Here is a 21,776-nt window from a genome sequence, read left to right on the forward strand (position 1 = left end):
GACGGGAGGGTTTAGCGCGCACTGTGTTCAATGATCAGGTTCTTCGAGTCGTTGACGGAACCGCGCATATGACGCTTCGACGCTGTCGCGCGCGAGCCCCTCGGTGATGAAGACGAGTGTCGACCTCCTCTGGGCATCGGGCCACACGTCAAGATGCAGCACCGGATGGACCAAATGCTGTATGGCGTGTAGCACCGCCGGCTGAGCGCAGCCCGCGATAAACAGCAGGCCTTTGACCCGCAAGATCTTATCACCGTGACGATTCAGCAGCATAGTGAACCAGATCGTAAACACCTGCCAGTCGATCGGCTCGTCGATCTGCATGCAGAACGACACGATGTCCTGTGAGGCCGGTCGGTCAGGCGCAGCAAGGGAAGACATGGCGCGGCGGTGCGCGAGCAACGCGGGGTCTCTCGACCAGGTGCGGTAACTGCCTTCGTCGCGCGCGCCATTGCATTCGGTGGCGGGTTCCGCGGAAGTGGCCGAATCGAAGCCCGGAAATGCCGCTCCGCTCGCCAACTCGCGCTGCACGCGGCCGAGCCGCCGCGTCAGATCAGTCGAGATAACGGGAGCGAAAAGTATATCGCCCGTATCCGACGCGCTTGCGCGTATCACCACTTCTGCCGCCGGGTTCAGTTCCGCAAGCGTGCGGGCCAGCGCGGCAACGCTCGCAGGGTCAGCAAGGTCCGACTTGCTGATCACGAGCCGGTCGGCAGCGCTCACCTGCGCCAGCCATTCCGGATGCCGTGCGCGCTGCTGCGCGGCGTTGAGCGCGTCGACCACGGTCACCGTCGCGTTCAACGCATAGTGACTGCGGATTACCCGATCGGCGAGCAGTGTCGCCATGATCGGCGCCGGTGTCGCAAGGCCTGTAGTCTCCAGCACCACTCGGGAAAACGGCGGCAGGTCACCGCGCGCGCGTCGCGAAAACAGCGTCGCCAAGGCCTCCTTGAGTTCACCGCGAATGGAGCAGCAGACGCAGCCGTTATCGAGAAGCACGGTGCGTGCATTGACTTCGCCGACCAGCAGATGATCGAGTCCCACTTCGCCGAACTCGTTGATCAGGACAGCGGTGTCTTTTGCCGCGTCGCCGTGAAGCAAGTCGGCCAGTAACGTCGACTTTCCGCTGCCAAGGAAACCTGTTACGAGCGTGACCGGCAGGATGTCGTAACTGGGGCTCATGATGCAGATTGATTGTCCGCGAAACGGTGGCTGGTAGTGGCGGTCGCTCGATCGCCGGAGGGTGGCGTTGGGGATGGTGTTGCCTGGTCCAAGTCGAAAAGGGTGAGCGGATCGAGCAGCCTTCCCAGCATCTGTTCGGCGACGCGCCAGACCTGCCCGAAATCGCCGACCAGTTCGCTTGCGCCCGTCGGGGACGACAGGACGAACGATTGTCCATGAAAATCGTCGAGCTTAAGCCGATACGAGGCCAGCACGCGGTTCGCCAGGGCCACATGGATGAGGCGCTGGCTTCGCGCGTTCGCTCCTTTGACCGGCGGTATTGTGTTAGACCAGTGATTGCCGCCACCCAGCAGCCCGCACATTCCACACATGCTCACACTCCGTCTGATGCTGGTTTTTCTGCAACCAACGACATTTCGTTAGGGCTGGAAAACGATGGGAACCGGGCACGCCAATGAAAAAAATCTTTGAACGCGCTGTCTAAAAGGAATTGGGGTTGATAACCGGTGTCCCGTTTGAGGCGCTCGATGCTCATCGGAGCGCGCGGAGTCGATGCGCTTTGTCCGACCGTGCACTGCTCAAGTACGTCGGCGAATTCATAGCGGAACGCCGGAAAACTCCGCTTGAGATGTTGACACCACCCCGCGAGCGACCAGCGCATGCCGGCTGACAAATGGTAAATCGGCTCCGGCGTATCGTGTCGGTCGAGCAAGGCGACAATGCCGCTTGAGACGTCGGTCGCGTACACCCAGTCATCGCCCGCGCCTTGATGCACGACTGCGGAGCCACCCGCCTCGGCGATATTGAATAACTGCAGCGGCAGGCTAAGCGTGTCACGCATCCCGGTGTCATATTCCCATCTGCCGAACACGACGCCCAGCCGCGCTACCACAACGTTAAGGCCGCGGCAGCTGCGGTAGCGCACCGCGGTGCGCTCCGCCCCGTATTTGCTGATGCCGTACAGGGTAAGCGGGACGGCCGGACTAATTTGCTCATCGAGCATCGCGCTGGGTGTGCCGGCCGCGCCGAAGATCGAACCGGTGCCGAGTTGAACAACGCGGCTTACGCCGTGCCGCAACGCTGCTTCCAAAAGTTCGACCGTTCCCAGCAGGTTCACGGTAAAGATGTCGCGCGCGGCGCGCCTCTCGCGTGCGAGATCCGCCGTAATGGCCGCGCCGTGGACAACGCGGTCGATCGTATAGGAAGCAAACACGGCATCGAGATCGGCTGAGACCGATACATCGCCGTGGGCCAGCGATAACCTGCCGGGAAGGCGCTGCAGAGATGTGACTGCAGCTGGCGGCGGCGCGTCGGGACCGAACAAAATGACGTCTACGCCCCGCGCCAGCAAGTTCTCCGCCACATTCAGGCCGACAAATCCGGCGCCGCCGGAAATTAAGATCGCCATTCCAGCATCCTTTAGACAAATTGTGGCTACGCTCGAAACAGGGCCCGCAACGCCCCTCTTCCGAACAACGCGTTGCTGAATTACATGCAACGGACAACCGGATTGACGGTTTTATGGCGCAGCCGACGCGGCAAGGCAAAAATTGCGAACGGACGGCTGCACGCAGGGGGGAAGGACGGCGCAAACACTACTGTAATTTGCGCACGCCAGTCACCATCGGCTTCGTGTCGCGATCGGCGCGCTTGCGCGGGTTGCCTCGACCTAACCAGCCCATCCATGATCTGCCAATATACGGCTCACCTGCGCCGCTGCGTGTCGCAACGTGGCAATTTCACCCTCGCTCCAGACGCGCGTGCTGGGCACGTAGTGGAGCGATACAAATCCGATCAGCTCGTCGTGCGCCATCAGGGGCGCAAGCATCTGCGCCTTCACGCCGTACACAGCGGTCAACGCTTTGGGAGGCCTGACCGCGTGGTTCGCGCAATCACTCTGGATCAGCAAATCGCGATTCGCTTCCAGCCACTTCACTGTCGGCAGGCTTCGCTGGTTCATCGAAGAATTTAGTTTCAGTGGGACGATTCCCGGCGCCATAGCTTCGGCGCACACCGTATCGATATGGCAGTTGTGAGCGGGAATATCGATGCGCACAGTGGTCCGGCTCGCACCGGTCGCCTGCAACAGTGTGGCCATCGTCTGCTCCAGCGCAGTGAGCACCGGATTGTCTCGCAAAAGCTCGCCCCAGCCGTGCAGCGGCACATGAATGCCGGTCATTTGCAACGCCTTCCACAGCATCACACTGATGCTGTCGAAAATCGGCTTGCCCAATTCCGCTTCCATTTCGTCGATAACGACGGTTGCCGGCAGATTGGCGCCGGCGACGACGATACACTCGGCCTGCGACGAATCAGCCTCACGCAGCAATTGTTTGATCCGCTCGAACGGGACATCGGCGATGCGAATGCTCTCAGTTTCATCGAGCCTCGCGGACTTCACCGCGGTCAATCCCTCAGCCTCGTAAGCATTGGTGATGTTGCGAGCGGGCGCCTCGACATACGGAGTCGCCAGTCCGAAATGCTTGATGCCGTAGCGCTTCAGGACCTCGACCTGCGCCAGTGACGCGGTTGATACTGGTACGTCCGTCATCCGGCCGATGTCTTCGCACAGTGTCAGATCGGCTTTAAATCCCTCGCCGGTCCAACTGCTCGTGCCGTCCCAGAGTATTGCGTCCAGGCCGCCATCTTTAAGCAGCGTCCCTGCATCCACCATTCTCTGCGTTTGAAACGGATGGACTTCCCGGCTGTCGGGCGATAGCGCCTTCATCGGCACCCGGCTGAAATGAGCCGAGACCCGATCGCTGATCGGATGCGTCATTTGCGCCGTCAGCGGCTCCAGCACGGTGTTCGACGACGGCATGACGAAACCCACCTTTTTCAAGTCCTTGAAACTGTCCAGTTTTTTCAGCCTGCTTGCCATCTTCCACTCCTTTCCGGATGTTGCCAGCGACACAATGTCATAAGGTCAGTCGCGCGATCAGCGCGATGCAGACCGTGCTCAGTGCGGGTACAGGCGATGCGATCGATGCCGCCGGCCAGATCTCATCCGCCTGGGAGACCGGCGTTCTTGGGAATAATTTCAGGTGGCGGTGTAGCCGCCGTCAACCAACAGATCGGCACCGGTCATGAAACTCGATGCTTCGCTCGCGAGGAAAACCGCGGCGCTGGCGATTTCATTGGGTTGCCCGAGTCGGTTCAGCAGATGAGCTGGCCCCAACTTTTGACGCGCCTGCTGCATCGACCCGAACTGGTGCACCAGTCTGTCCGTTTCGATGGCGCCGGGCGACAGCGTATTGACGCGGATGCCCTGCGCGGCGTGGTCGGCAGCCATTGCGCGCGCCATGTTGAGCAATGCCCCTTTCACAGCGCAATACACTACGCGGCCTGCACGGCCAACTCCGCCCAACTGCGATGAAACGTGAATCACCGATCCGCCGCCGCTTTTGATCATGTGCGGAATCGCCGCCCTGCTGGCAAGGAAGCAGCCGGTCAGATCGACCGCCAATACCTGGTTCCAATCAGCCAGGCTGTAGTCGAGCACCGTGCCGATCGGGTCAGCCGTGGCCGCGCAGTTGACAAGGACGTGCACACCGCCAAATCCGGCGTGCACGGCATCGATCGCTGAGCCGACCTCGTCCTCCCGGGTCACGTCGACCCTGAAAGAGCGCGCTCGGCCACCCGCCTCGGTGATCTGGAGAGCGGTGGTAGCCGCGTTCGACGCGTGATAATCAAGGCACCCAACCGCGGCGCCCGCTTGTGCGTATGCGAGGCTGATGGCGCGGCCAATTGCGCCGCCGGCACCAACGACAATCGCCACCTTACCCTTCAAGGAGTAGCTATCTAGAACTGATGCCATGTATGTTCCTTAATTTGTTCGGAAGGTTTGATCAACTGCCGCTTGTCGCGGCGCGCGCCACGACTGTCTGAACGACCGGGAGCCTCTTGATGACCATCGTGCGCTTTCAGTAACCTACTAGTCTTTCATCGCCTGGAGGAACGTCTTCTGACCATCCTTGTATTGATAGATGGAAACGGAAGTGTTCAGTAAATCTCCGTTGGGCTTGAAGCGAATCTGACCGGTCACGCCAGGGTAGTTGGTCAATGGCATCATCGCGAGAATTTTTGAGGGATCGATGGATTGAGCCCGCTTCATTGCATCTACGATGACATAAACTGCATCGTAACTGTATGGCGCGTAGCTCTGGATTGGAACATTGAAGCGTTTCTCATAGGCATCCTGGAAAGCACGTCCACGTGGCATCTCCGACAAGGCAACGCCGCCCTCGGAACAGTAGACGTTTGCTGCGGCCGGACCGGCAAGCGAGCCGAGGTTCGACGTACATGCACCATCACCCATCAGCAGTTTCGAATCCAACGCCAATTGTTTGGCCTGCTTAGCCAGTGGGCCGCCTGTAGCATCCATCCCGCCGAACATGATCAGTTCGGGACGGTCGGCTTTGATCTTCGTAAGAATCCCTCGAAAATCGACAGCCTTGTCATTGGTGACCTCATGCGACGTCTCTGTGAAGCCTTGGGACGTCGCGCTTTTTTCAAACTCTTTAGTCAGGCCTTGACCATAGGCCGTCGCGTCGTCAACGACCGCCACGGTTTTCAGATGGAGACTGGTTGCCGCGAACTTGGCAAGAGCTGGCCCCTGGTCAGCATCCGTTGCAACCAAGCGGTATTCCGTCTTGAACCCTTGCAGGGTTAGAAGCGGGTTTGACGCTGCTGGCGTGATGTTCGTAATGCCAGCGTCGTTATAAAGTTTCGAAGCAGGGATGTTCACCCCAGAATTAAGGTGGCCGACCACTGCGACGACCTTGTCGTCGATGAGTCGCTGCGCAGCCTCCGTCCCGATTCGCGGGTCACTCGCGTCATCCTGAGAGTCGAGTTCCAGCTTTACTTTTTGACCATTGATGACAAGCCCTGCGCGATTGATCTCTTCTACGGCGAGGCGCGCGCCGTTTTCCAGATCCTTGCCCACGTGTGCGGCGGCACCTGTCAGCGGAGCGATGTGCCCGATTTTCACGACGGTTTCGTCCTGCGCAACCGCACCGGTTGACGCGCCAAGCGCTGCGAGAGCGAAGACGGTAAGGGAGAAGATATTTCGCACGTTCATTTTCTATTCCTATTAAATAATTAAATAAATTCCAATGTGGTTCGTCTTCGGCCTGCCTAAGCGCTGGAAACGTGCTTCAGTTAGAAATCCTAAGATTGAGTCAGAATCTATCGTTCGCACCCCGCCATTATTTAGCGGGATGTGACGAGTGGCGGGTCGTGTGCGCGAAACTGCCAGCAAGCCTCGCCCATGCTGCCAGTAATATGACCCGAACCTTTTTCGATCGCCTTTCCATCGATGCCCAGCTGGAGCCTCCGGGTAGGCGTGGCAGCCGACGAGACCGACCCGGCGACTGGTTCATAGAGCGGCTGCGAGCCTCCGCTCATCGGATACCTCCAGGATGCATATAGTTGCACGTCACGGCAATGCGCACGAGCGCTACATCGAAGCCAGATCAGCCGCGCGGGTTGTGTGCAAGGAAGTCGTCGGCCATCTCGTCGCAGGTGCAAAAGCGCACGCCGTCGTGCGCGCGGAAGTGCGCGATCAGACGTTCGAGCATCAACAGCACCTGCGGACGACCCGCGACGTCAGGGTGGATCGTGATCGGAAACACGGCATAGTCGTATTCGCGATAAACCCAGTCAAACTGATCGCGCCACATCTCCTCGATGTCACGCGGATTGACGAAGCCATGGCTGTTCGGCGACTTCTTGACGAACATCATCGGCGGCAGGTCGTCGAGGTACCAGCTCGCCGGGATCTCGACCAGACCGGTTTCCTGCCCGCGCACCAGCGGCTTCATCCAGGTGCTTGGATGCTTGCTGTAGTCGATCTTGGTCCAAGTGTCGCCAACGCGAACGTAGTACGGGTGAAAGTCGTTATGCATCAGGCTGTGGTCGTACTTGATGCCCTTCTTGATCAGCAGCTCGTTCGACACGGGGCTGAATTCCCACCAGGGCGCCACGTAACCCGTCGGCCGTTGGCCCGACAACTGCGTGATCAGTTCGATACTGCGGTCGAGCACGGCCTCTTCCTGCTCCGGCGTCATCGCAATGGGGTTCTCGTGGCTGTACCCGTGCAGGCCGATCTCGTGGCCGGCCGCCGCGACCGCCTTCATCTGTTCGGGGAAGGTTTCGATCGAATGCCCCGGGATGAACCAACTGGTCTTGAGATTTTCGCGCTCGAACAGCTTCAGCAGACGCATCGAACCCACCTCCCCTGCAAACATCCCGCGCGAGATGTCGTCGGGCGAGTCTTCGCCGCCGTAGGACCCGAGCCAGCCGGCCACGGCGTCGACGTGGATACCCAATGAGACAAGAATTTTCTTAGTCACGTGTTTTCCTTTTCCTCTGTCGATTGACGCCTAGCCGTGCAGGCTGCGAGCCGTTATTTGTATTTTGTCGTCAAGATACGTTTATTAGATCCGGACAAAATCGCATAAAATATAAGGGTAATTACCTAGATAAAACCTTCAACCACACTCGCCCTACAACGCAGCGAGGTGTTGCTTTATCTCGCTAAGGCGCCGTCACGCCGTCTATGACGGCGGTCAAGTCGACGGAAATGGCCTCCCACGGTTTGATTCACTCTCGTTTACGGCTGGCGGTCGTTCGCGGGACCGCTCTCGCCGGCGAGCCAGCGACAGGCGTTTGTGATTGTGAATACCCTGTTCGCGTGGCTGGTCAACGCGGGCTACCTGGCCGGCAATCCCCTCTCCCTGTCGCGTCAGCGTGCGCGAAAGGCGAAGCCGCGCGTGACGCGCTTCCTCGAGGATGATCTCTGGCAGGCCGTCAAAACCTCGATCGATGCGATGCCGCGCGACACCGCACGCGAGCAGGAGCACTACGCACGCGTGCGCTGGCTGATCTCGCTGCTGTATCTGATGGGTCCGCGCATCTCGGAAGTCGTGCGCAATCCGATGGGGGGCTTTTTTAGACGGCGCGACCGCGATGGCCAGGACCGCTGGTGGCTGGCGATCACCGGTAAGGGCGACAAGGAACGCTTGCTGCCGGCGACGACGGAACTGATGGCGGAGTTGACCCGCTATCGCCGACACTACGGTCTTGCGGCCCTCCCCTATGGCGGTGAAACGACACCGCTGCTGTTGCCGATCGGCGGCACTCGCCGGGCGATGACACGCGGCGCTGTGCATCTGATCATCAAACTGGACGACATCTCCGACATATGCACCGAAAAAAATTGACCATCGGATTTATATTAAATTACTTAGTAATTCTGACTATATCAAGAGCCTATGCGCGGCAAGCCCGCGCACAGCCGGACGACGGCGCCCGCGGTGCTCGACACCTGACCCTCAACAAAGATCTCACGCAAGGCCCTTCAAAGGTGAGGAAGTGCACGAACCACGGCCCTGAGTGGCGATCCAACGTTTGGTCATGCAATGGCAAGAGCAGGCTTGCGCTGTGCCGGCGACGGTCAAGGCCCTGCCCGCCCTTACTTCGCGAAGAGTACGCATCTTGAATCACATGGGACTGAACGGACACTCTATCGGTGCGCGCATTTTGGCGCTGTTTCCACGCTGAATATCGGCTGAGTGCCGCATCAAAATCAAACTCGTAATTGTGCTGCTTAACTGCGTGCAATTCGTTGCGCGGAACCGCTCAGGAACCGCTCAATGCGGTTGATAGATTTCTTCAATTAATTTCATTATTTCATTTACGAAGATTATCTATTGATCGTATAAGGGTTTCTCCTTAGCCCGGACACGCCTAGACTTTCTTCAAACGGCGGAGCACACGGCGAAGCCATTCTCACTGCTCCGTTTCCACAAAACAGATTGGAGGTTTCATCATGTTCAAGGCACTCCTTCCCGCAGTCATCATTGCTTCGGCCCTCGCCGCTCCTACGTACGCGTTTGCTCAGAGCAACGCTCCTGTGACCCGCGGCCAAGTCGAGGCGGAACTCGCCCAACTCGAACGTGCCGGCTACAACCCGGCGAGCGATCGAACCCAGTATCCGGCGAATATCCAGGCGGCCGAGCAACGCGTCGCCGCGCAAAACGAGACGGCCAATACTTCGTATGGCCCGTCGACAAGCGGCACGTCGGCTTCGGGCGCACGCGCTGTCGTTCAGCCCTCGGCCAGCTTCGACAGTAGCCTGTACCTTCGCCACTGACATGTCGCGTCGACACCGTCAGTCACGGCGACATCCGGTAGAAGCGAAACAACCTGGCGCGAAGCCTGATGCAGTTCAGCAAGCTTCGTTTGACAAGAACAGCCACGCCCAAAGGGAACGTGGCTTTCATTTTTCTGACCGGTCCATGTCCCCCCGTTCGCCCCGCTTCTGCCGCTCAAGCAGTGGCTCCGACTGTCCGTTGCGGGGCTGACAATGGGAATGCCGAGGGGCACTACCGATTTTCATCGGTCGGCCACAATGACAACCGCCTGAGGCAGCGTGATCCTGACCTGCAGATTGACGTCGGAGTCCGTCTCCGTTGGACCGATCCCACATATGGAGGTGTTCCAGGCAACGGCTCTTTGACGGGCAGCACTGCTACTCCTGTGAGCGGTAGCTCGCATATTCCGGCATTGAACGGTCAATGTGCTCCCTTAGGTAGACGTACGGATCTGTAGGCCTGAAAGGTCCTGATGGAGGTTATGTGCGTGACATGGCGAAAGCGTTTAAGAGGGACCAGGCACGCAGTTCTCATTTTCCCGACGACACCGCGCTTAAAAGAATCCTCGCCGCGCGCATTGACGTGTGGCAGCAAGGCATTGGTGTCGTACTCGGCATCGTCGAAGGGACCCGGCGGCGCATAATCAGTCACGGGCGATTCGGGCACGACGATACGCGCAAGCCAGACGGTGATACCTTGTTCGAACTTGGCTCGGTGACGAAGGGCTACACGGGACTCTTGCTAGCGGACATGATACAGCGCGGCGAAGCGGCGCTCGACGAGCCGGTGCAGGACTTGTTGCCGGAGGGCGTTTCCGTACCGGTCCGCAACGGACGCACGATTACGCTGCACGATCTCGCGACTCACAGGTCCGGACTGCCGCCCATGCCTGAGTATTTCGTGGGCGGCGAAACAGCCGACTCCTATGCGAAATACTCTGTCGATGATCTTTATCAGTTCCTGTCCACGCATCAAATGATTCACAGAATCGGTGCCAAGTTTCGATATTCAAGCCTCGGGGCCGGTCTGCTAGGTCATGCGCTTTCATGCCGCGCTGGAAGGGACTACGAATCGTTGATTCGCGAGCGAATTCTGTCACCTCTCAGTTTGAACAGCACGGCTATGGTGCTTTCCGACGCTTTGAAAAACCGGCTTGCCCCAGGCCATGATCTGAAACTCAAGCCGACCCCCAACTGGAACTATGGACCGCCTTTCGCGGGGGCTGGCGCTTTGCGATCCACGGTCAACGACCAACTGACGTTCATCGAGGCGATGCTCGGATCGCGTCGTTCGTCCCTTGAGGCCGCAATCAGCGACGCGGTCGTGATACGGAGGTCTCGCGGTGAGCGTGCTCGCGAGGTTGGGCTCGGCTGGGGCGTGGATTCCCTGGAAGACGACGAAATGGTCGTGCATAGCGGCGAGACGGCTGGGTCTGGGCTGCCAGTGGAAGGCGCTGCCGATCGACAAGGATCCGGTCGGTCGCCCCGAAATTCATCCCACGAGCGTCTACCGCATTTTCCGGCGCTGGACAGCGGATGGCTGTCTGGACGCCATACTACTCGGTTCGGTATGCAAACTGTATGAGGACCAGCTCCTCGATAGGTCCGTCATTCACGGCGATGGCACGACAACGGTGGCGAAAAAAGGCGGCGACAACCTCGGCTTCAGCGGCCACAAACACATGAAGGGCGACAAGGTCGTCGCTTTCTGCGATCGCAACTGCAATGTGATTGCGCCGTTCGTTCCGGCACCCGGCAACCGCAATGAATCACTGCTGCTGCGCGAGGCGTTACCCCAGCTCACGCAAACCGTCCGCGCGATTGGCCTTGATCTGCGCGGCACCATCGTCGGTCCGGATGACGTCTACGACTGCCGGGCCAACCGCAAGGCCATTTTCAATCGCGGCATGAAGCCCAACATCAATCCCAATCCGCGTGGCCGCGAAACCCGAAGCGCGGTCGCAAGCCGCTTTTCGACTCGGCCATTTTCGATGAACGCTTCCGCACCATCGAGCGCGTCTTCGCCTGGGAAGACAAGTTCCGCCGCCTGCTGTTGCGCTTCGAGCGTCTGAGCCACCTGCACTACGCGTTCAAGACGCTCGCCTATACGATGATCAATCTGCGGCACTACTGCCGCACCTGACCGCGTCGACGGCGGGTAGTTCATCCTCGGCGCCGTGCACCGCGATCCCGCTCGTCCGTGTCAGGCCTGAATTCCTCAATCATGACCCCTGGCACCGCGTCTTGGCGCTTCATACGCATCGCATTCTCTCTCGCCTTCCCCTCACACTGCAACACCGACTCACCGACTCGAAAACCTGCAACCAGTTGTCGCAAACGACGAGGTCGCAATCCGCGTCGGCATCGTGAACCACATGGCGAGACTTGCACGCCCTCAGTCCGTACGCGTCCAGTGAACCTTGCAGGCAGAGGTCTGTCTTCAGGCGGACATACGCAACAATGCCAGTCGAGGAAGGGTCGCCAGACGACGCTACTCCTGCTAGCCAGTTTGCCCGGCACGAATCTGCACACGCTCGGCTTGACTGCATCGGTGACCTTCGATCAGGCACCAGGCGGCGGATGGACGAACCCCGAACCTCGCTCGTCGGGTGTAGTGGGCAAAACGCGGTGTTCTGCGCATACAGGTAACAAATATTTAATTTTTGAGCTTCCCTTTCGATTGGGCCGACTCGGTAGTCTCTAAGCAACCGGGATACGCATTGACTCGCGCACTGCCCCTCGGCCCACCCCTTCCACTCCACAGCAACGAAGTCATGATGAAAACATTAACGATCACCACTCTCCTCGGCCTCGCAATAAGCACGTCGGCCTTCGCACAATCGCAGGCCCAGCCGACAGACGCGCTGCCCTCCAACGTCACCAACGCAAAGGTTGTCGCGCAAACCGGTCAATGGGTCCCCCCCGACGGTCAGACGATAGCTCCCAAAACACGTGCACAGGTGTACCAAGAACTCGTGGAAGCGGAAAAGGATGGTCAACTTGCCTACCTGAACAGCACGGTGTATGCGCATCCATGATCGGTCTAAACCAGTAGTTCTTAAGTCTGGGCGCCGGTGGCAGCAGGGAGGCGCCAAACGATCCAAGCACGTCAATCAGGCTTATTCAATCAGGATTACAGGATGAAACTCTCAGTCAAATTAACCATGAGCGTGGTCTCAACAAGCGCAGGCTTCGCGCAGAACGCTCCTCAACCGAACGTCGCCAGTAACGGGTGATGAGCCGCGTTAACGACGAAGCCTGGCGGTACCTCCCCTAACGAGACCGGTTATGAGGCACTCACATGGTTCCCGCGCGGGCGCAACGCATCCTGGATAAGCATGAAAATTATCGAGGTCTTAACCATCGCCGGACGGAAAGCCGCACATCATCTTCGATCTACCACGATGCCGCTCAAGGTCCATTTGCAACGATGCCTTGCACGCAACCGACCGCCGCGACCGACCAAAGAAGATATCGCCCGCGCCGTCGATACCGCAATCGATATCGAGCGAGCGCGGCACGAGCCCTATCCACGCCATTGGGAATGACAGCGGCGTACCGCCCGGTTGGAGTACGCCTCAGGCGGCCACGCATTTGACCATCGACTCGGGACGACCTTGGTGTTCCCGACAGGCTGGGCCGGCCCGTGTCGGGAAGCCAAATATGACATCAATGTAATCGGAATGTCATCGTGCATCAAACTTCGCTATACAAAATAAGGGAGAACCACTTTCGCTACGACGAGGACAGTCAGGTCGGGGCTTCAATCACCGTGTACGAAGCCGACCACGTGCCGAAGTGCGCACAGATCTGTTCCAATTCGAACGGGCTGCCTACCGGCCGAGCAACAACGATGTGCGCTATCCGTCCGATATTTAAGCGGCCGAGGCGCGTGTTCATGCGTGGGATATCGCAACGCCGAGCAACACGGGAGTAGGCGGAGTGTCCGATGGTTCCTCGCAGGCCGGTGCGCCGAGGACTGCGGCAGGTACTCACTCAAGCTACTTCGGTCACTGATGCGCAAGTGCGTCGCAAGTCATGGTCAGGTAATTTCTTTAGGCTTATTGCATGCCGGACTGGAATCGACGCTGGTCCTTCGTGGTTAGCGCGTCGCGTCGCCCAACGTTTCAGCAGTTTTGTTTGTTAAGGACAAGGAATCGCGGCTTTTGCAGTCCGAAATTCGCCGCGCATGATCGAGTACCCGTCAATGTTGTGAAATTCTCGAAGAGGAGCGTTTGATGTTTGAGACTAGTTCAGACGTATGGTCGCGAACTGTCGCCATGATCTCTCGTGTAGACAAGCGCCCGCGGTCTGCCGTAGCGCACGCGCAGGAGTGGACGCAGCCGACTGTAAGAGTGCTTGAGCGAGCGACTTCGCAGACGTTGACCGTGTCCTGGTGCGATTCGCGCACCGGTCACTATGGGCATCAGACCTGGGGAAGACGCATCGCGAGGCGTGCTGGGACGTGTGTGTTGAGCGGCCACGGCATAGCGGCGGGCGATCTTGTGTACAGCCCACACGTTAGGGGATCACCACCCGCGAATGCAGAAGCGATGATCATCGCTTCATGTGTGGCTCCGGATCCGATAGCGTGATCACCACGACGAACAGCGTGATCGTCGTCTCCGTTAGCCATTTTGGGGTGTCAAAGCGGTTCGCCAACCGCCTAAGGTCGGCCGCCCGGCTGCTAAAGGTTGCGTCCCAAGCGCGACGCGCTGGTGCGCTACAGCGACCGAGTTGGGGAGGCTTTGGGGGAGGCACGGAGCGATCTCGTCACGATCGGTATCGCTTAGCCTGTCGCTGGGGCTACCGAGTATCGCGCTACTGCGTACGTCTGCTCACGAAAAAGTCGAATGGCTATGGTCGGCACACGATAGTTGACATTTAGGAATACTGTAAAATGGCAGCGGCCATATCACTGAAGCTTTTTCCGCTTTCGAGGACCTGCTCGGCGATTTGCATGAAAAGAGCTACATCTATGTACAGGACGTACGCGCTGGTTCGTATTAATACGGCGGCAAGACGCAGGAATACCGCTATCACCACAGATAAGGAGCACGCGATGGCGCGCATCGGAGCTTTTTGCATCGCGAGCTGGCTGGCAGCTGCGATCCTCTACTTCGGCCAGCACTCCCCAGCGATGATCGTCTTGAGCGGCGTGGTTGTCCTCGGCGGATTCGATGTGCTGCGCCCTTGAGCGTGTGGCAGTACGCGCGGCCGGCGACGGTGGACTTTTTATCTCCGTACTGTGGATAGCCATGTTGGGCGGTTACCTGAATCGCAAGCATGACCTGCCACCCGGCCCAACCGTCATATGGCGCGGGTTCCTCCTCTTGCACGAGATCACGAAGATATATCAGCTCTTCAGGCAAATCGAATAGCATGATCATTCAGCTTGTGGTAATCCTGAGCCAAAGGATAGGGGTAGAAAACGGCGATCGGCCGTCCCCTCCCTCCGAACCCGGTGTGCAGTTTTCCCGCGACAAATGTGCTCGATCACATTTGTCGCGGGGGACCCGCATGCTGCGTTCGACGTGGCGGGAGCCGGAAACGTGACCATGGTTGCCGGATTACGGGCCGTCGCGAAAGCGGTGGAATCACCACCGGCGCCTATCGGTGTGTGCGTCAGTTCTCGATATAGGTAGCCTGTCCTGCATTCAGTGATACTGGTCACACGGCGAAGGCGGGACATGCACCCGTGGGCGACTGGTGATAAAATTCCACCGGCGGACTCGGCAGCCTTCGATGCTGGAAACCGGAACTCCCATCCTGAATCTCCACGACGTACCTCATGCCGGTTTCAAGGTTGTCGAGACAAGTCGCTCAAGCTCGTCACCGTTCACGTCGTCGATAAAGACAAGCCTTTATACGAATACGTGAATTAGGGGGCGGCGTTCGATGTCCGATACTCTGGCGGTGCCCAATCACTCAGGCGAAACTCTTGTTGCCCGCCGCCGCTTCCGGCTGGCGGAACAGCTTGATGTGCTCCGGATTCGCCGATGCCTGCAGACGCCCGTCCGGCAGACGCGCAATGACGACCTCGCCGATGCCCGAGCTCATCACCACGACTTCGTCGCGCAAGGCGAGCAGCGCATCGAGACGGCGTCGGCCGCTGACGATTTCGAGGCCGGTTTTCGTTTCACGGATAATGATCTCAACGGACATGGCGATTCTCCAGTGGCTTTCGCGTACACCACTCCGGCATCTGAGTGCGCCTCAGTGCTGGACGGCGTCCTTGTGTCTATTGGTGCGCAGAGCCTGACGCACTAATAGTTGTGGTTAAGGGGCGTTCTTGTGACTTCCCAAAAGCAACGGTCCAGGATGAACTTTTATACCTGAACACGACCGTCCGGTTCCAAAGATTGGCGAGGACCGGTCAGGGTGGACTCCAGTCCCAGTCAATGCTCGCAAGCAGCCATTCGCTGAGCGCGCGACGCGATGGGCTGGGATCGCCGCTCCGACCCAACTTGGTCGTCCGGGTTACCAGGCTAAGCTTTTGAAGGGACCAAGCTGGCACGACTGACAGAATGGAAAGCGCCATAACGGCAGATTGCAATCGCTTCAGCGTCGCACTGTGAAGCGGCCTGTGCGAAGCCAACTGACCAACGGCCGCAGCCATCGCGATAACGGATCGAATAGATGAACATGGCAATCTCCTGTTGTATTCCCTATCAACGGGCCGGCGTCCTTCGTCGCTGATCCGGACGCGTTGATTCCATTCTGGTCAACCACCGCTGACTCGATCCTGTCTCTCGGATTACATGCTTGTTATCTCGAAGCAACTTTTGCGCGTCGCAGTCATCCACCGACTTTCTTCCCCACAAACGCTAAACCCAATACAACTTCAGAGAAAGCTCCCACGCATACGTAAACGAGCGAGCGCCTTCTCGATGAGAGAAGAATAGGTTTTGCCGAAGGGCGAATCTACTCTATGGTTGGATATGCCGATACCGCGTTAGCGTTACCTGGCTATACAAGCGTATAACCGCGGTAAGAAGTCTACGGCGACATTGGCGACGATAGCTGTATGCTATTTCCGTCGAAAACGATAAAAGGCGCTGGCCCGTGCAGCCCGCATCCCCGGCCTTTGGCCTTGAGTACGGCTGGCTAAGTCGACGGCAAGTGTTAGTGTCACATGCGCAAGTTGGCGTTGATACTCAGGTCTCCCATCTACTCAATATTCCCTTCTCGCAATGCTCACAGCCGGGCTGCTTGAATGCCGTTTTCTGGCGTCCTCACAAGCGTCCCCGATTTATAGCCGATACAACGAACTGCGATGCGAGCGACGATTTCGCGACGTGGACTTCGACCGGCAAACCAGCGCTCTCCGCGTAGAACTGGACCTCCTCGTTACGCAATTTGGCGAGACTCTAAGTCGAGTGAACCAAGAGGTCTAGCCGTAAGCCAACTCGATCTAATTTGTCTCGACATCGTTGAGCTAACGCGACCGGACCTTGCTCGGTTCGTAGGGTCTTTAAAAAACGCGACAGTCAGGCCTCTACGCCAGGGGGCGCAGGCATGATTTAATTTAGAGCTGCTGCCCGGATCAACGGGGATACTCGCGCTGTTTCGAAAGGTCGACCGAATTAGTGGCATTACCGATACGCGGTGATTGTAAATTGAAATGTCATTCCCGAACCGATATTGCGGGACGCCCACACCCGTCCTCCGTGAGCCTCGACGATCGAACGACAAATAGACAGTCCCATACCCATACCATCTGCTTTTGTCGTGTAAAACGCGCTGAAAAGCCGGTCCAGCCCCTCGGGCTCCACGCCAACGCCAACGCCGACGTCCTGTACCGTCACGAGCACTTGGTCGGATTTGCGCTGTTCCGTTTGGATGGTTAGCACTCGCGCGCGATCGGTGACTGCCGCCATGGCTTGGACACCGTTGATTGCAAGATTAATGATCACTTGCTGCAGTTGGATCCGGTCGCCACGCACCAAGGGCAATCCCGGCGCAAGCTGCAGCTGCACTGTCACTCGATGGCTGAGCGCCTCCTGCTTTACGAGAGCGACCGTCTCGTCGATGACCTCGTTGATGTCGAGTGGGATCACCTCCGGATCTGCCCCCTTGGCAAGATCGCAAACTCTTCGGATCACTCCGCCCGCCCGGTTGGCGTCTTCAAGAATGCGACTCAGGTTGATGCGCGCCTCGTCTACTTCCGGAACTTCGCGGGTCAGCCAGCGCAAGCTAGCTGATGCGTTAGTGGCGATGGCAGCGAGGGGCTGATTCACTTCATGCGCAATCGAAGCACTAATCTGTCCGAGGGACGTTACACGAGTGACGCGGGCGAGTTCCGCCTGTGCCGTGTGCAATGCCTCTTGCGCTGCCCTGGCTGCTGTGACGTCCATCAGTGCACCAACGATTTCCTCCTCGCCGGATTTGTATGTCACGCGATGGGCTCGGACAGTCAGGTGTTTGATCGCTCCATTCGGCATCAGAAGACGGTGTTCGTACTCGTAGTCTTGTCCGCCTAGCGCCGCACGACCGATTTCATGCTGTACAAGTTCTCGGTCATCCGGGTGAACACGTTGGAGGACGAGGGCGATCGTCGGCTTAACCGTTTCTCCCACTCCAAATATCTGATACGTTTCTTTCGACCAAACAATGTCGCCGGTGGCTATCTTCCAGCCAAAGCTCCCCGTATGACTTAGCCATTGAGCTTCAGCCAAATAGGCCTGGCTCCGCCGCAATGCGCCTTCAGCGCATCTTCGCGCGACGGTCAGCCAGACCACAAACAGATCTGTCATCGCAAGCAGGACGATGCGCGGTAATTCCGTAGGTGCGACATCGAATGAATTGGTCGGCGGCACGAAATAATAAGTGAAACCCAAGATGGACAGCGCAGTCGCGAGCAAAGCCGGACCGAGGCCACCGAACCAGGCACTGAACATGGTCGCGCAAAGAAACAGCGATACGAACGGACTACTTTGCATGTAAGTGTCTAGTAGACGCGCGGCGACGAGCGCCGCGACAACCGACAGAACTGCAACTGCATAGTTCAAAATAGCGGACCGCCTGGACCACTGTAGAGGACTAGACTGCGACATATTTCCTGCCTCCACAAATCAGCAATGCCTCGCGCAATTTGACAGCCTAAGCCATTCGGATCGACATCTGCAGCGCTGGCTTGCCCCTGCATGACCGGACACGCGGTCACGCTCGGGTCGGTGAACTTCCGCGCTGGCGAAACTCGCGCGGCGAGCGGTGCTTCAATGCGCCGTGTGGGTACGACTCGTTGTAAACCGATTTTTTCGAGAACGTCAGCGTCTCGTCGACAATGTAGCAGGAACCATTGTCGCTGAGCCGGTTGATTTCGTTGTCGACCTTGTGCCCGCCATCGAAGCGGTTTTTGACAAGCAAGGTCTGTTCCGGACAAAGGCCGCAAGGGCTTCAGGACGAAGTTACCGTACCTTATGCGAACGATTTCCTTGCTGAGGTGCAGAACCTGCCCGAGCGCAACTCGCGGTCGAACTGCTCGAACGGCTACTCGAAGGCGAAATCAAAAGCCGCTTCGCGAGGAACGTGTGCAGGAGAAAATTTTTCCGGTGTGCTGATCAAAGTAATTACACGCTACAAGAACCGGTCGATCCAGACGGCTCAGGTGATGGAAGAACTGATCGAGATGGCGAAGAACAATACCGAACAAACAAAACTGAGTCTTCGAGCAATCGAAGGGAATAGCGAATACAAGGAGCGTCGCAAAGATCTACGTCTGTGAAACAAACGTTCATACGTGCAGGTGATTGCTGGAAATCCAACGAAGTCTCTCAATCAAAACCCATTGGTCTGCGTCCGGCCTGCCCAATACGTAAGTCTCGATCGCTGCCACTTGCATCGGCCTGGGGCGCATGAGCTACGAGCTCCGACACCTGCGCTTGCATGGCCTGATCGAGCGAGTGACCAAGACCCACCGCTATCGGCTCACAAACCTCGGCCTGCAAACGGCACTCTTCTACACGTGCGTCTACTCGCGCATCTTGCGCTCAGGCCTTCCATTGGTTAGCCCTCAGGCGCCTGCGGCCTCACCAGCGTCCTTGCAGCGCAGCTTCCGCAGCGCCGAGCAGGCCGTCAACACCTGGTGCGATCAGGTCAAAATCGCCGCGTAAAAAACTTGACTCGAATGCTACAAGATCAATTCCGTCAATGAACCTAGCGAATCCGCTGGTCTTGCATTGGGCCGCCCAGTTGCGGCAGAAACTTCCCCGCTATTGCCCTCCGCACAGAGTGGGGAGACGGCGCCGTACTGCAGGAAAAAGTGCAGAGCGGCCTGCTCAATGCGGCGCTTGTGTAATCCGCGATCGTCGAGTCGATCCAGCTTGCAAGCGGCACTGAATATTTTACGGCGACTCGTGAAGGAAGACGCCGATTGGTCCCGGCGTTGGGACTTCCTGATAGATCGTCAACCATAAATCGGACACCGCACCGAAGGCCAAATAAGCGTCCGTTCAGCGTCGCAAGCGACGCTCGGGGACGAACCCGAGTGGACAACTACCAGGGCGGTGCATGCTAGTCCCTGTTCCGTGTCGGGGGCGTATAATACTTACGGTAAACGGCGGTGGGATGCGACCGCGTTCTGGCTGTACGAGGTGCCCAAATGACTGCTGGTCCGACCCACCGAATGCCGGCTGAAACAGCAGCAACCGACGGTCCCGTCATCTACGTCGTCGACGACGACAGGGGCATCCGGCTTGCCCTCAGCACGCTTATGCGCTCCATGGGCTTGCGCGTCGAAGCGTTCGAGTCCCCTGACGAATTCCTGCGATTTCCTCACTCGGCCGGGCCAAGCTGCCTCATCCTCGACGTGCGGCTCCGCGGAAAAAGTGGCATGGCTTTTCATCAGGAAATCGTCAATAGCGGCATGCGTATTCCGGTCGTATTCATAACGGGTCATGGAGACATCGAGATGGGTGTGAAGGCGATGAAGGCGGGTGCGCTAGACTTCTTTGCCAAGCCGTTCAAAGACCAGGACATGTTGGACGCAGTTGCTCACGCGCTGGCGCGAGACAGTGAGCGGCTCGCGGCAGAAACGGCGTTAGCCGGTCTGCGCGCTTCGTATGAATCGCTGTCACCGCGCGAAAAAGAGGTGATGGCCTTCGTGCTGTCCGGCCTACTGAACAAGCAGATTGCCTCCGAGATGAACTTGAGCGAAATCACGGTCAAAGTTCACCGTGGACAGGTCATGCGTAAGATGAAGGCGCGCTCTATGCCAGACCTTGTCCGCAAGGCCGAATCCCTTGGTATCGAGCCCCATCTGCCTGACGGCCGTCGTCACTGAGCCCCACCTGCCCGAGCCACTTCTGCGGCACGTGGGTGATTCGCTACGGGTTTCCAAGAGCGACCGTGAGCCAATGAGCCATTACAGCGGGCTCGTAAGGCTTCTGCAGCAACACTAGTGCGCCGTTACTCACCGCCTTTGCCTGCAGTGACGGGGTCGGATATGCGGTGATAAAGATGGTCACAGGGGCATCCCCCTGCGCACGCAGGCACTCATGCATCTCGATACCCGACATCCCGGACATCCGAACGTCGGAAATCAGGCAGGAGGTATGAGCGGCCTGCCCGGACGAAAGAAATTCTTCTGCCGACTCATACATATGCGCCTGCCAGCCAAGCGACCGGATGAGGCTGCCTAACGCAAGACGGACGGCTTTATCATCGTCGACAATCGAAATAACAGGCGTAATTTGCAAAATGCGGCCTCGGCCTCGTTTCTCAGGGGTGACGTGCGGTCGGTGCCGCGCGCCTCTTTTAGTTTGCAGATTAGCTTACAACCGCGCCCAGTGACATGATACGAATGTATATGTGAACCGAACTACGGCCACGCCGGTCGCCTCTTGTGTCAGGTTCGTACTACCCCCTGCGTCATGCCTGGCGGCAGGCTGAATGAGAACGTCGCGCCGCCTTCAGGGTTATTAGAGGCCCAGATTTGCCCACCGTGTGCCTCAAGAATAGAACTGGAAATAGCCAGCCCCATCCCGATGCCGGAACTGCGCGTAGTAAAAAGCGGTTCAAACAGTCGCGGAAGATTGTCCTCGCGAATACCTGCCCCGGAGTCCTTCACAGCCACGACAACATTGCCTTCAGGGTCAACGCGGTCCGGCGACGCCCCCTTGATGAGCGTCCTTACACGTTGCACGATTTGGGCTGCTCTATTTCCCTCGTCTGTCATCCGGGACACGCAACCCTCTATTTCTGCCATGTTCGGAGGCTGGCGACACAGCCAGCGCAGATATGCTTCGCCGTTCGTAACGATGGTGGAAAGCGGCTGCCCCACTTCGGGGGCAATCAATGCACCCTGCTCACCAAGCACCGCGATCCGGTTTACACGTTCGAGTTCGCTTTGCGCATGCCGTACTTCGCCGTCTATTTGGTCTTGATCTACAAATAAAAGCCGACGGATGTTGTTTCGCGCAGTTCGACACCGCTCAGC

At 58.2% G+C, this 21,776-nt stretch carries 23 protein-coding genes and 1 pseudogene; 12 read left to right on the forward strand and 12 right to left on the reverse strand.

What is annotated here, in order from left to right; genetic code table 11:
• Positions 1–27: 27 nt before the first annotated feature.
• The 7 genes from AWB69_RS16925 to AWB69_RS16960 all read right to left on the reverse strand — a co-directional run bounded on the left by AWB69_RS16925 (position 28) and on the right by AWB69_RS16960 (position 7,535).
• Positions 28–1,182, reverse strand: a complete 1,155-nt coding sequence (locus tag AWB69_RS16925) for a CobW family GTP-binding protein (RefSeq protein WP_062086701.1) — start codon at positions 1,180–1,182, stop codon at positions 28–30.
• Positions 1,179–1,544 (reverse strand): hypothetical protein, encoded by a 366-nt coding sequence (locus AWB69_RS16930; RefSeq protein ID WP_231937141.1) that lies wholly within the window; start codon positions 1,542–1,544, stop codon positions 1,179–1,181. The genes AWB69_RS16925 and AWB69_RS16930 overlap by 4 nt, the downstream gene beginning before the upstream one ends.
• An 11-nt stretch (positions 1,545–1,555) precedes the next feature.
• Positions 1,556–2,590, reverse strand: a complete 1,035-nt coding sequence (locus AWB69_RS16935) for an NAD-dependent epimerase/dehydratase family protein (protein WP_062086703.1) — start codon at positions 2,588–2,590, stop codon at positions 1,556–1,558.
• A gap of 261 nt (positions 2,591–2,851) precedes the next feature.
• Entirely contained in the window at positions 2,852–4,063 is a 1,212-nt protein-coding gene (locus tag AWB69_RS16940) for an aspartate racemase/maleate isomerase family protein (RefSeq protein WP_062086705.1), read from the reverse strand.
• Between the two features lie 159 nt (positions 4,064–4,222).
• Positions 4,223–4,999, reverse strand: coding sequence for an SDR family NAD(P)-dependent oxidoreductase (locus AWB69_RS16945; RefSeq protein WP_063977827.1), 777 nt, complete (start codon positions 4,997–4,999; stop codon positions 4,223–4,225).
• A 117-nt stretch (positions 5,000–5,116) separates the two neighbouring features.
• Positions 5,117–6,262 carry a branched-chain amino acid ABC transporter substrate-binding protein gene (locus tag AWB69_RS16950; protein WP_062086707.1) on the reverse strand — a complete coding sequence of 382 codons (1,146 nt, stop codon included), beginning with the start codon at positions 6,260–6,262 and terminating at the stop codon, positions 5,117–5,119.
• Positions 6,263–6,656: 394 nt separating this feature from the next.
• Positions 6,657–7,535, reverse strand: coding sequence for a polysaccharide deacetylase family protein (locus AWB69_RS16960; RefSeq protein ID WP_062086709.1), 879 nt, complete (start codon positions 7,533–7,535; stop codon positions 6,657–6,659).
• Between the two features lie 324 nt (positions 7,536–7,859).
• Between AWB69_RS16960 and AWB69_RS16965 the strand changes: the two genes are divergently transcribed.
• From AWB69_RS16965 to AWB69_RS50355, 9 genes and pseudogenes are all read left to right on the forward strand, one after another.
• The gene (locus AWB69_RS16965) at positions 7,860–8,405 is read left to right on the forward strand and encodes a hypothetical protein (RefSeq protein WP_197500255.1); all 546 of its coding nucleotides are present in this window, start codon (positions 7,860–7,862) and stop codon (positions 8,403–8,405) included.
• Between the two features lie 608 nt (positions 8,406–9,013).
• On the forward strand, positions 9,014–9,337 hold the full coding sequence (locus AWB69_RS16970) for a DUF4148 domain-containing protein (protein ID WP_062086713.1): 324 nt from the start codon (positions 9,014–9,016) through the stop codon (positions 9,335–9,337).
• 493 nt (positions 9,338–9,830) lie between these two features.
• Entirely contained in the window at positions 9,831–10,922 is a 1,092-nt protein-coding gene (locus AWB69_RS45790; RefSeq protein WP_075643929.1) for a serine hydrolase domain-containing protein, read from the forward strand.
• A gap of 49 nt (positions 10,923–10,971) precedes the next feature.
• Positions 10,972–11,409: a hypothetical protein gene (locus AWB69_RS49405; RefSeq protein ID WP_231937142.1), complete on the forward strand. Its 438-nt coding sequence runs from the start codon at positions 10,972–10,974 to the stop codon at positions 11,407–11,409.
• A 702-nt stretch (positions 11,410–12,111) separates the two neighbouring features.
• Entirely contained in the window at positions 12,112–12,375 is a 264-nt protein-coding gene (locus AWB69_RS16985; RefSeq protein WP_407923044.1) for a DUF4148 domain-containing protein, read from the forward strand.
• Positions 12,376–12,675: 300 nt separating this feature from the next.
• Complete coding sequence (locus AWB69_RS47750) at positions 12,676–12,885, forward strand: hypothetical protein (RefSeq protein WP_156528879.1); 210 nt, start codon at positions 12,676–12,678, stop codon at positions 12,883–12,885.
• 732 nt (positions 12,886–13,617) lie between these two features.
• Entirely contained in the window at positions 13,618–13,932 is a 315-nt protein-coding gene (locus AWB69_RS45810; RefSeq protein WP_231937146.1) for a DUF3331 domain-containing protein, read from the forward strand.
• 316 nt (positions 13,933–14,248) lie between these two features.
• A pseudogene (locus tag AWB69_RS49410) lies at positions 14,249–14,347 on the forward strand (4-oxalocrotonate tautomerase); the annotation flags it as partial.
• Positions 14,348–14,399: 52 nt separating this feature from the next.
• Positions 14,400–14,534, forward strand: coding sequence for a hypothetical protein (locus AWB69_RS50355; RefSeq protein WP_269447484.1), 135 nt, complete (start codon positions 14,400–14,402; stop codon positions 14,532–14,534).
• 731 nt (positions 14,535–15,265) lie between these two features.
• On the opposite strand, the gene AWB69_RS17005 is transcribed toward AWB69_RS50355, so the two are convergent.
• The 3 genes from AWB69_RS17005 to AWB69_RS48685 form a co-directional block, all read right to left on the reverse strand.
• Positions 15,266–15,502 carry a hypothetical protein gene (locus AWB69_RS17005; RefSeq protein WP_062086723.1) on the reverse strand — a complete coding sequence of 79 codons (237 nt, stop codon included), beginning with the start codon at positions 15,500–15,502 and terminating at the stop codon, positions 15,266–15,268.
• A 1,430-nt stretch (positions 15,503–16,932) separates the two neighbouring features.
• Positions 16,933–18,348: a PAS domain-containing sensor histidine kinase gene (locus tag AWB69_RS17010; RefSeq protein WP_062086724.1), complete on the reverse strand. Its 1,416-nt coding sequence runs from the start codon at positions 18,346–18,348 to the stop codon at positions 16,933–16,935.
• 151 nt (positions 18,349–18,499) lie between these two features.
• Complete coding sequence (locus AWB69_RS48685; RefSeq protein WP_062086725.1) at positions 18,500–18,706, reverse strand: hypothetical protein; 207 nt, start codon at positions 18,704–18,706, stop codon at positions 18,500–18,502.
• Between AWB69_RS48685 and AWB69_RS17020 the strand changes: the two genes are divergently transcribed.
• The 3 genes from AWB69_RS17020 (at position 18,696) to AWB69_RS17030 (ending at position 20,621) form a co-directional block, all read left to right on the forward strand.
• Entirely contained in the window at positions 18,696–19,064 is a 369-nt protein-coding gene (locus tag AWB69_RS17020; protein ID WP_197500256.1) for a type I restriction enzyme endonuclease domain-containing protein, read from the forward strand. The genes AWB69_RS48685 and AWB69_RS17020 overlap by 11 nt on opposite strands.
• A 130-nt stretch (positions 19,065–19,194) precedes the next feature.
• Positions 19,195–19,452, forward strand: a complete 258-nt coding sequence (locus AWB69_RS17025) for a hypothetical protein (protein ID WP_062086728.1) — start codon at positions 19,195–19,197, stop codon at positions 19,450–19,452.
• A gap of 488 nt (positions 19,453–19,940) precedes the next feature.
• Positions 19,941–20,621 (forward strand): response regulator transcription factor, encoded by a 681-nt coding sequence (locus AWB69_RS17030; RefSeq protein ID WP_062086730.1) that lies wholly within the window; start codon positions 19,941–19,943, stop codon positions 20,619–20,621.
• Positions 20,622–20,664: 43 nt separating this feature from the next.
• Here AWB69_RS17030 and AWB69_RS17035 read toward each other — a convergent pair whose 3' ends face one another.
• Positions 20,665–21,036, reverse strand: a complete 372-nt coding sequence (locus AWB69_RS17035) for a response regulator transcription factor (RefSeq protein WP_062086732.1) — start codon at positions 21,034–21,036, stop codon at positions 20,665–20,667.
• A 149-nt stretch (positions 21,037–21,185) separates the two neighbouring features.
• The gene (locus AWB69_RS49415; protein ID WP_231937143.1) at positions 21,186–21,635 is read right to left on the reverse strand and encodes a sensor histidine kinase; all 450 of its coding nucleotides are present in this window, start codon (positions 21,633–21,635) and stop codon (positions 21,186–21,188) included.
• Between the last annotated feature and the right edge of the window lie 141 nt (positions 21,636–21,776).

This window comes from Caballeronia udeis, assembly GCF_001544555.2.
GTDB classification, from domain to species: Bacteria; Pseudomonadota; Gammaproteobacteria; order Burkholderiales; family Burkholderiaceae; genus Caballeronia; species Caballeronia udeis.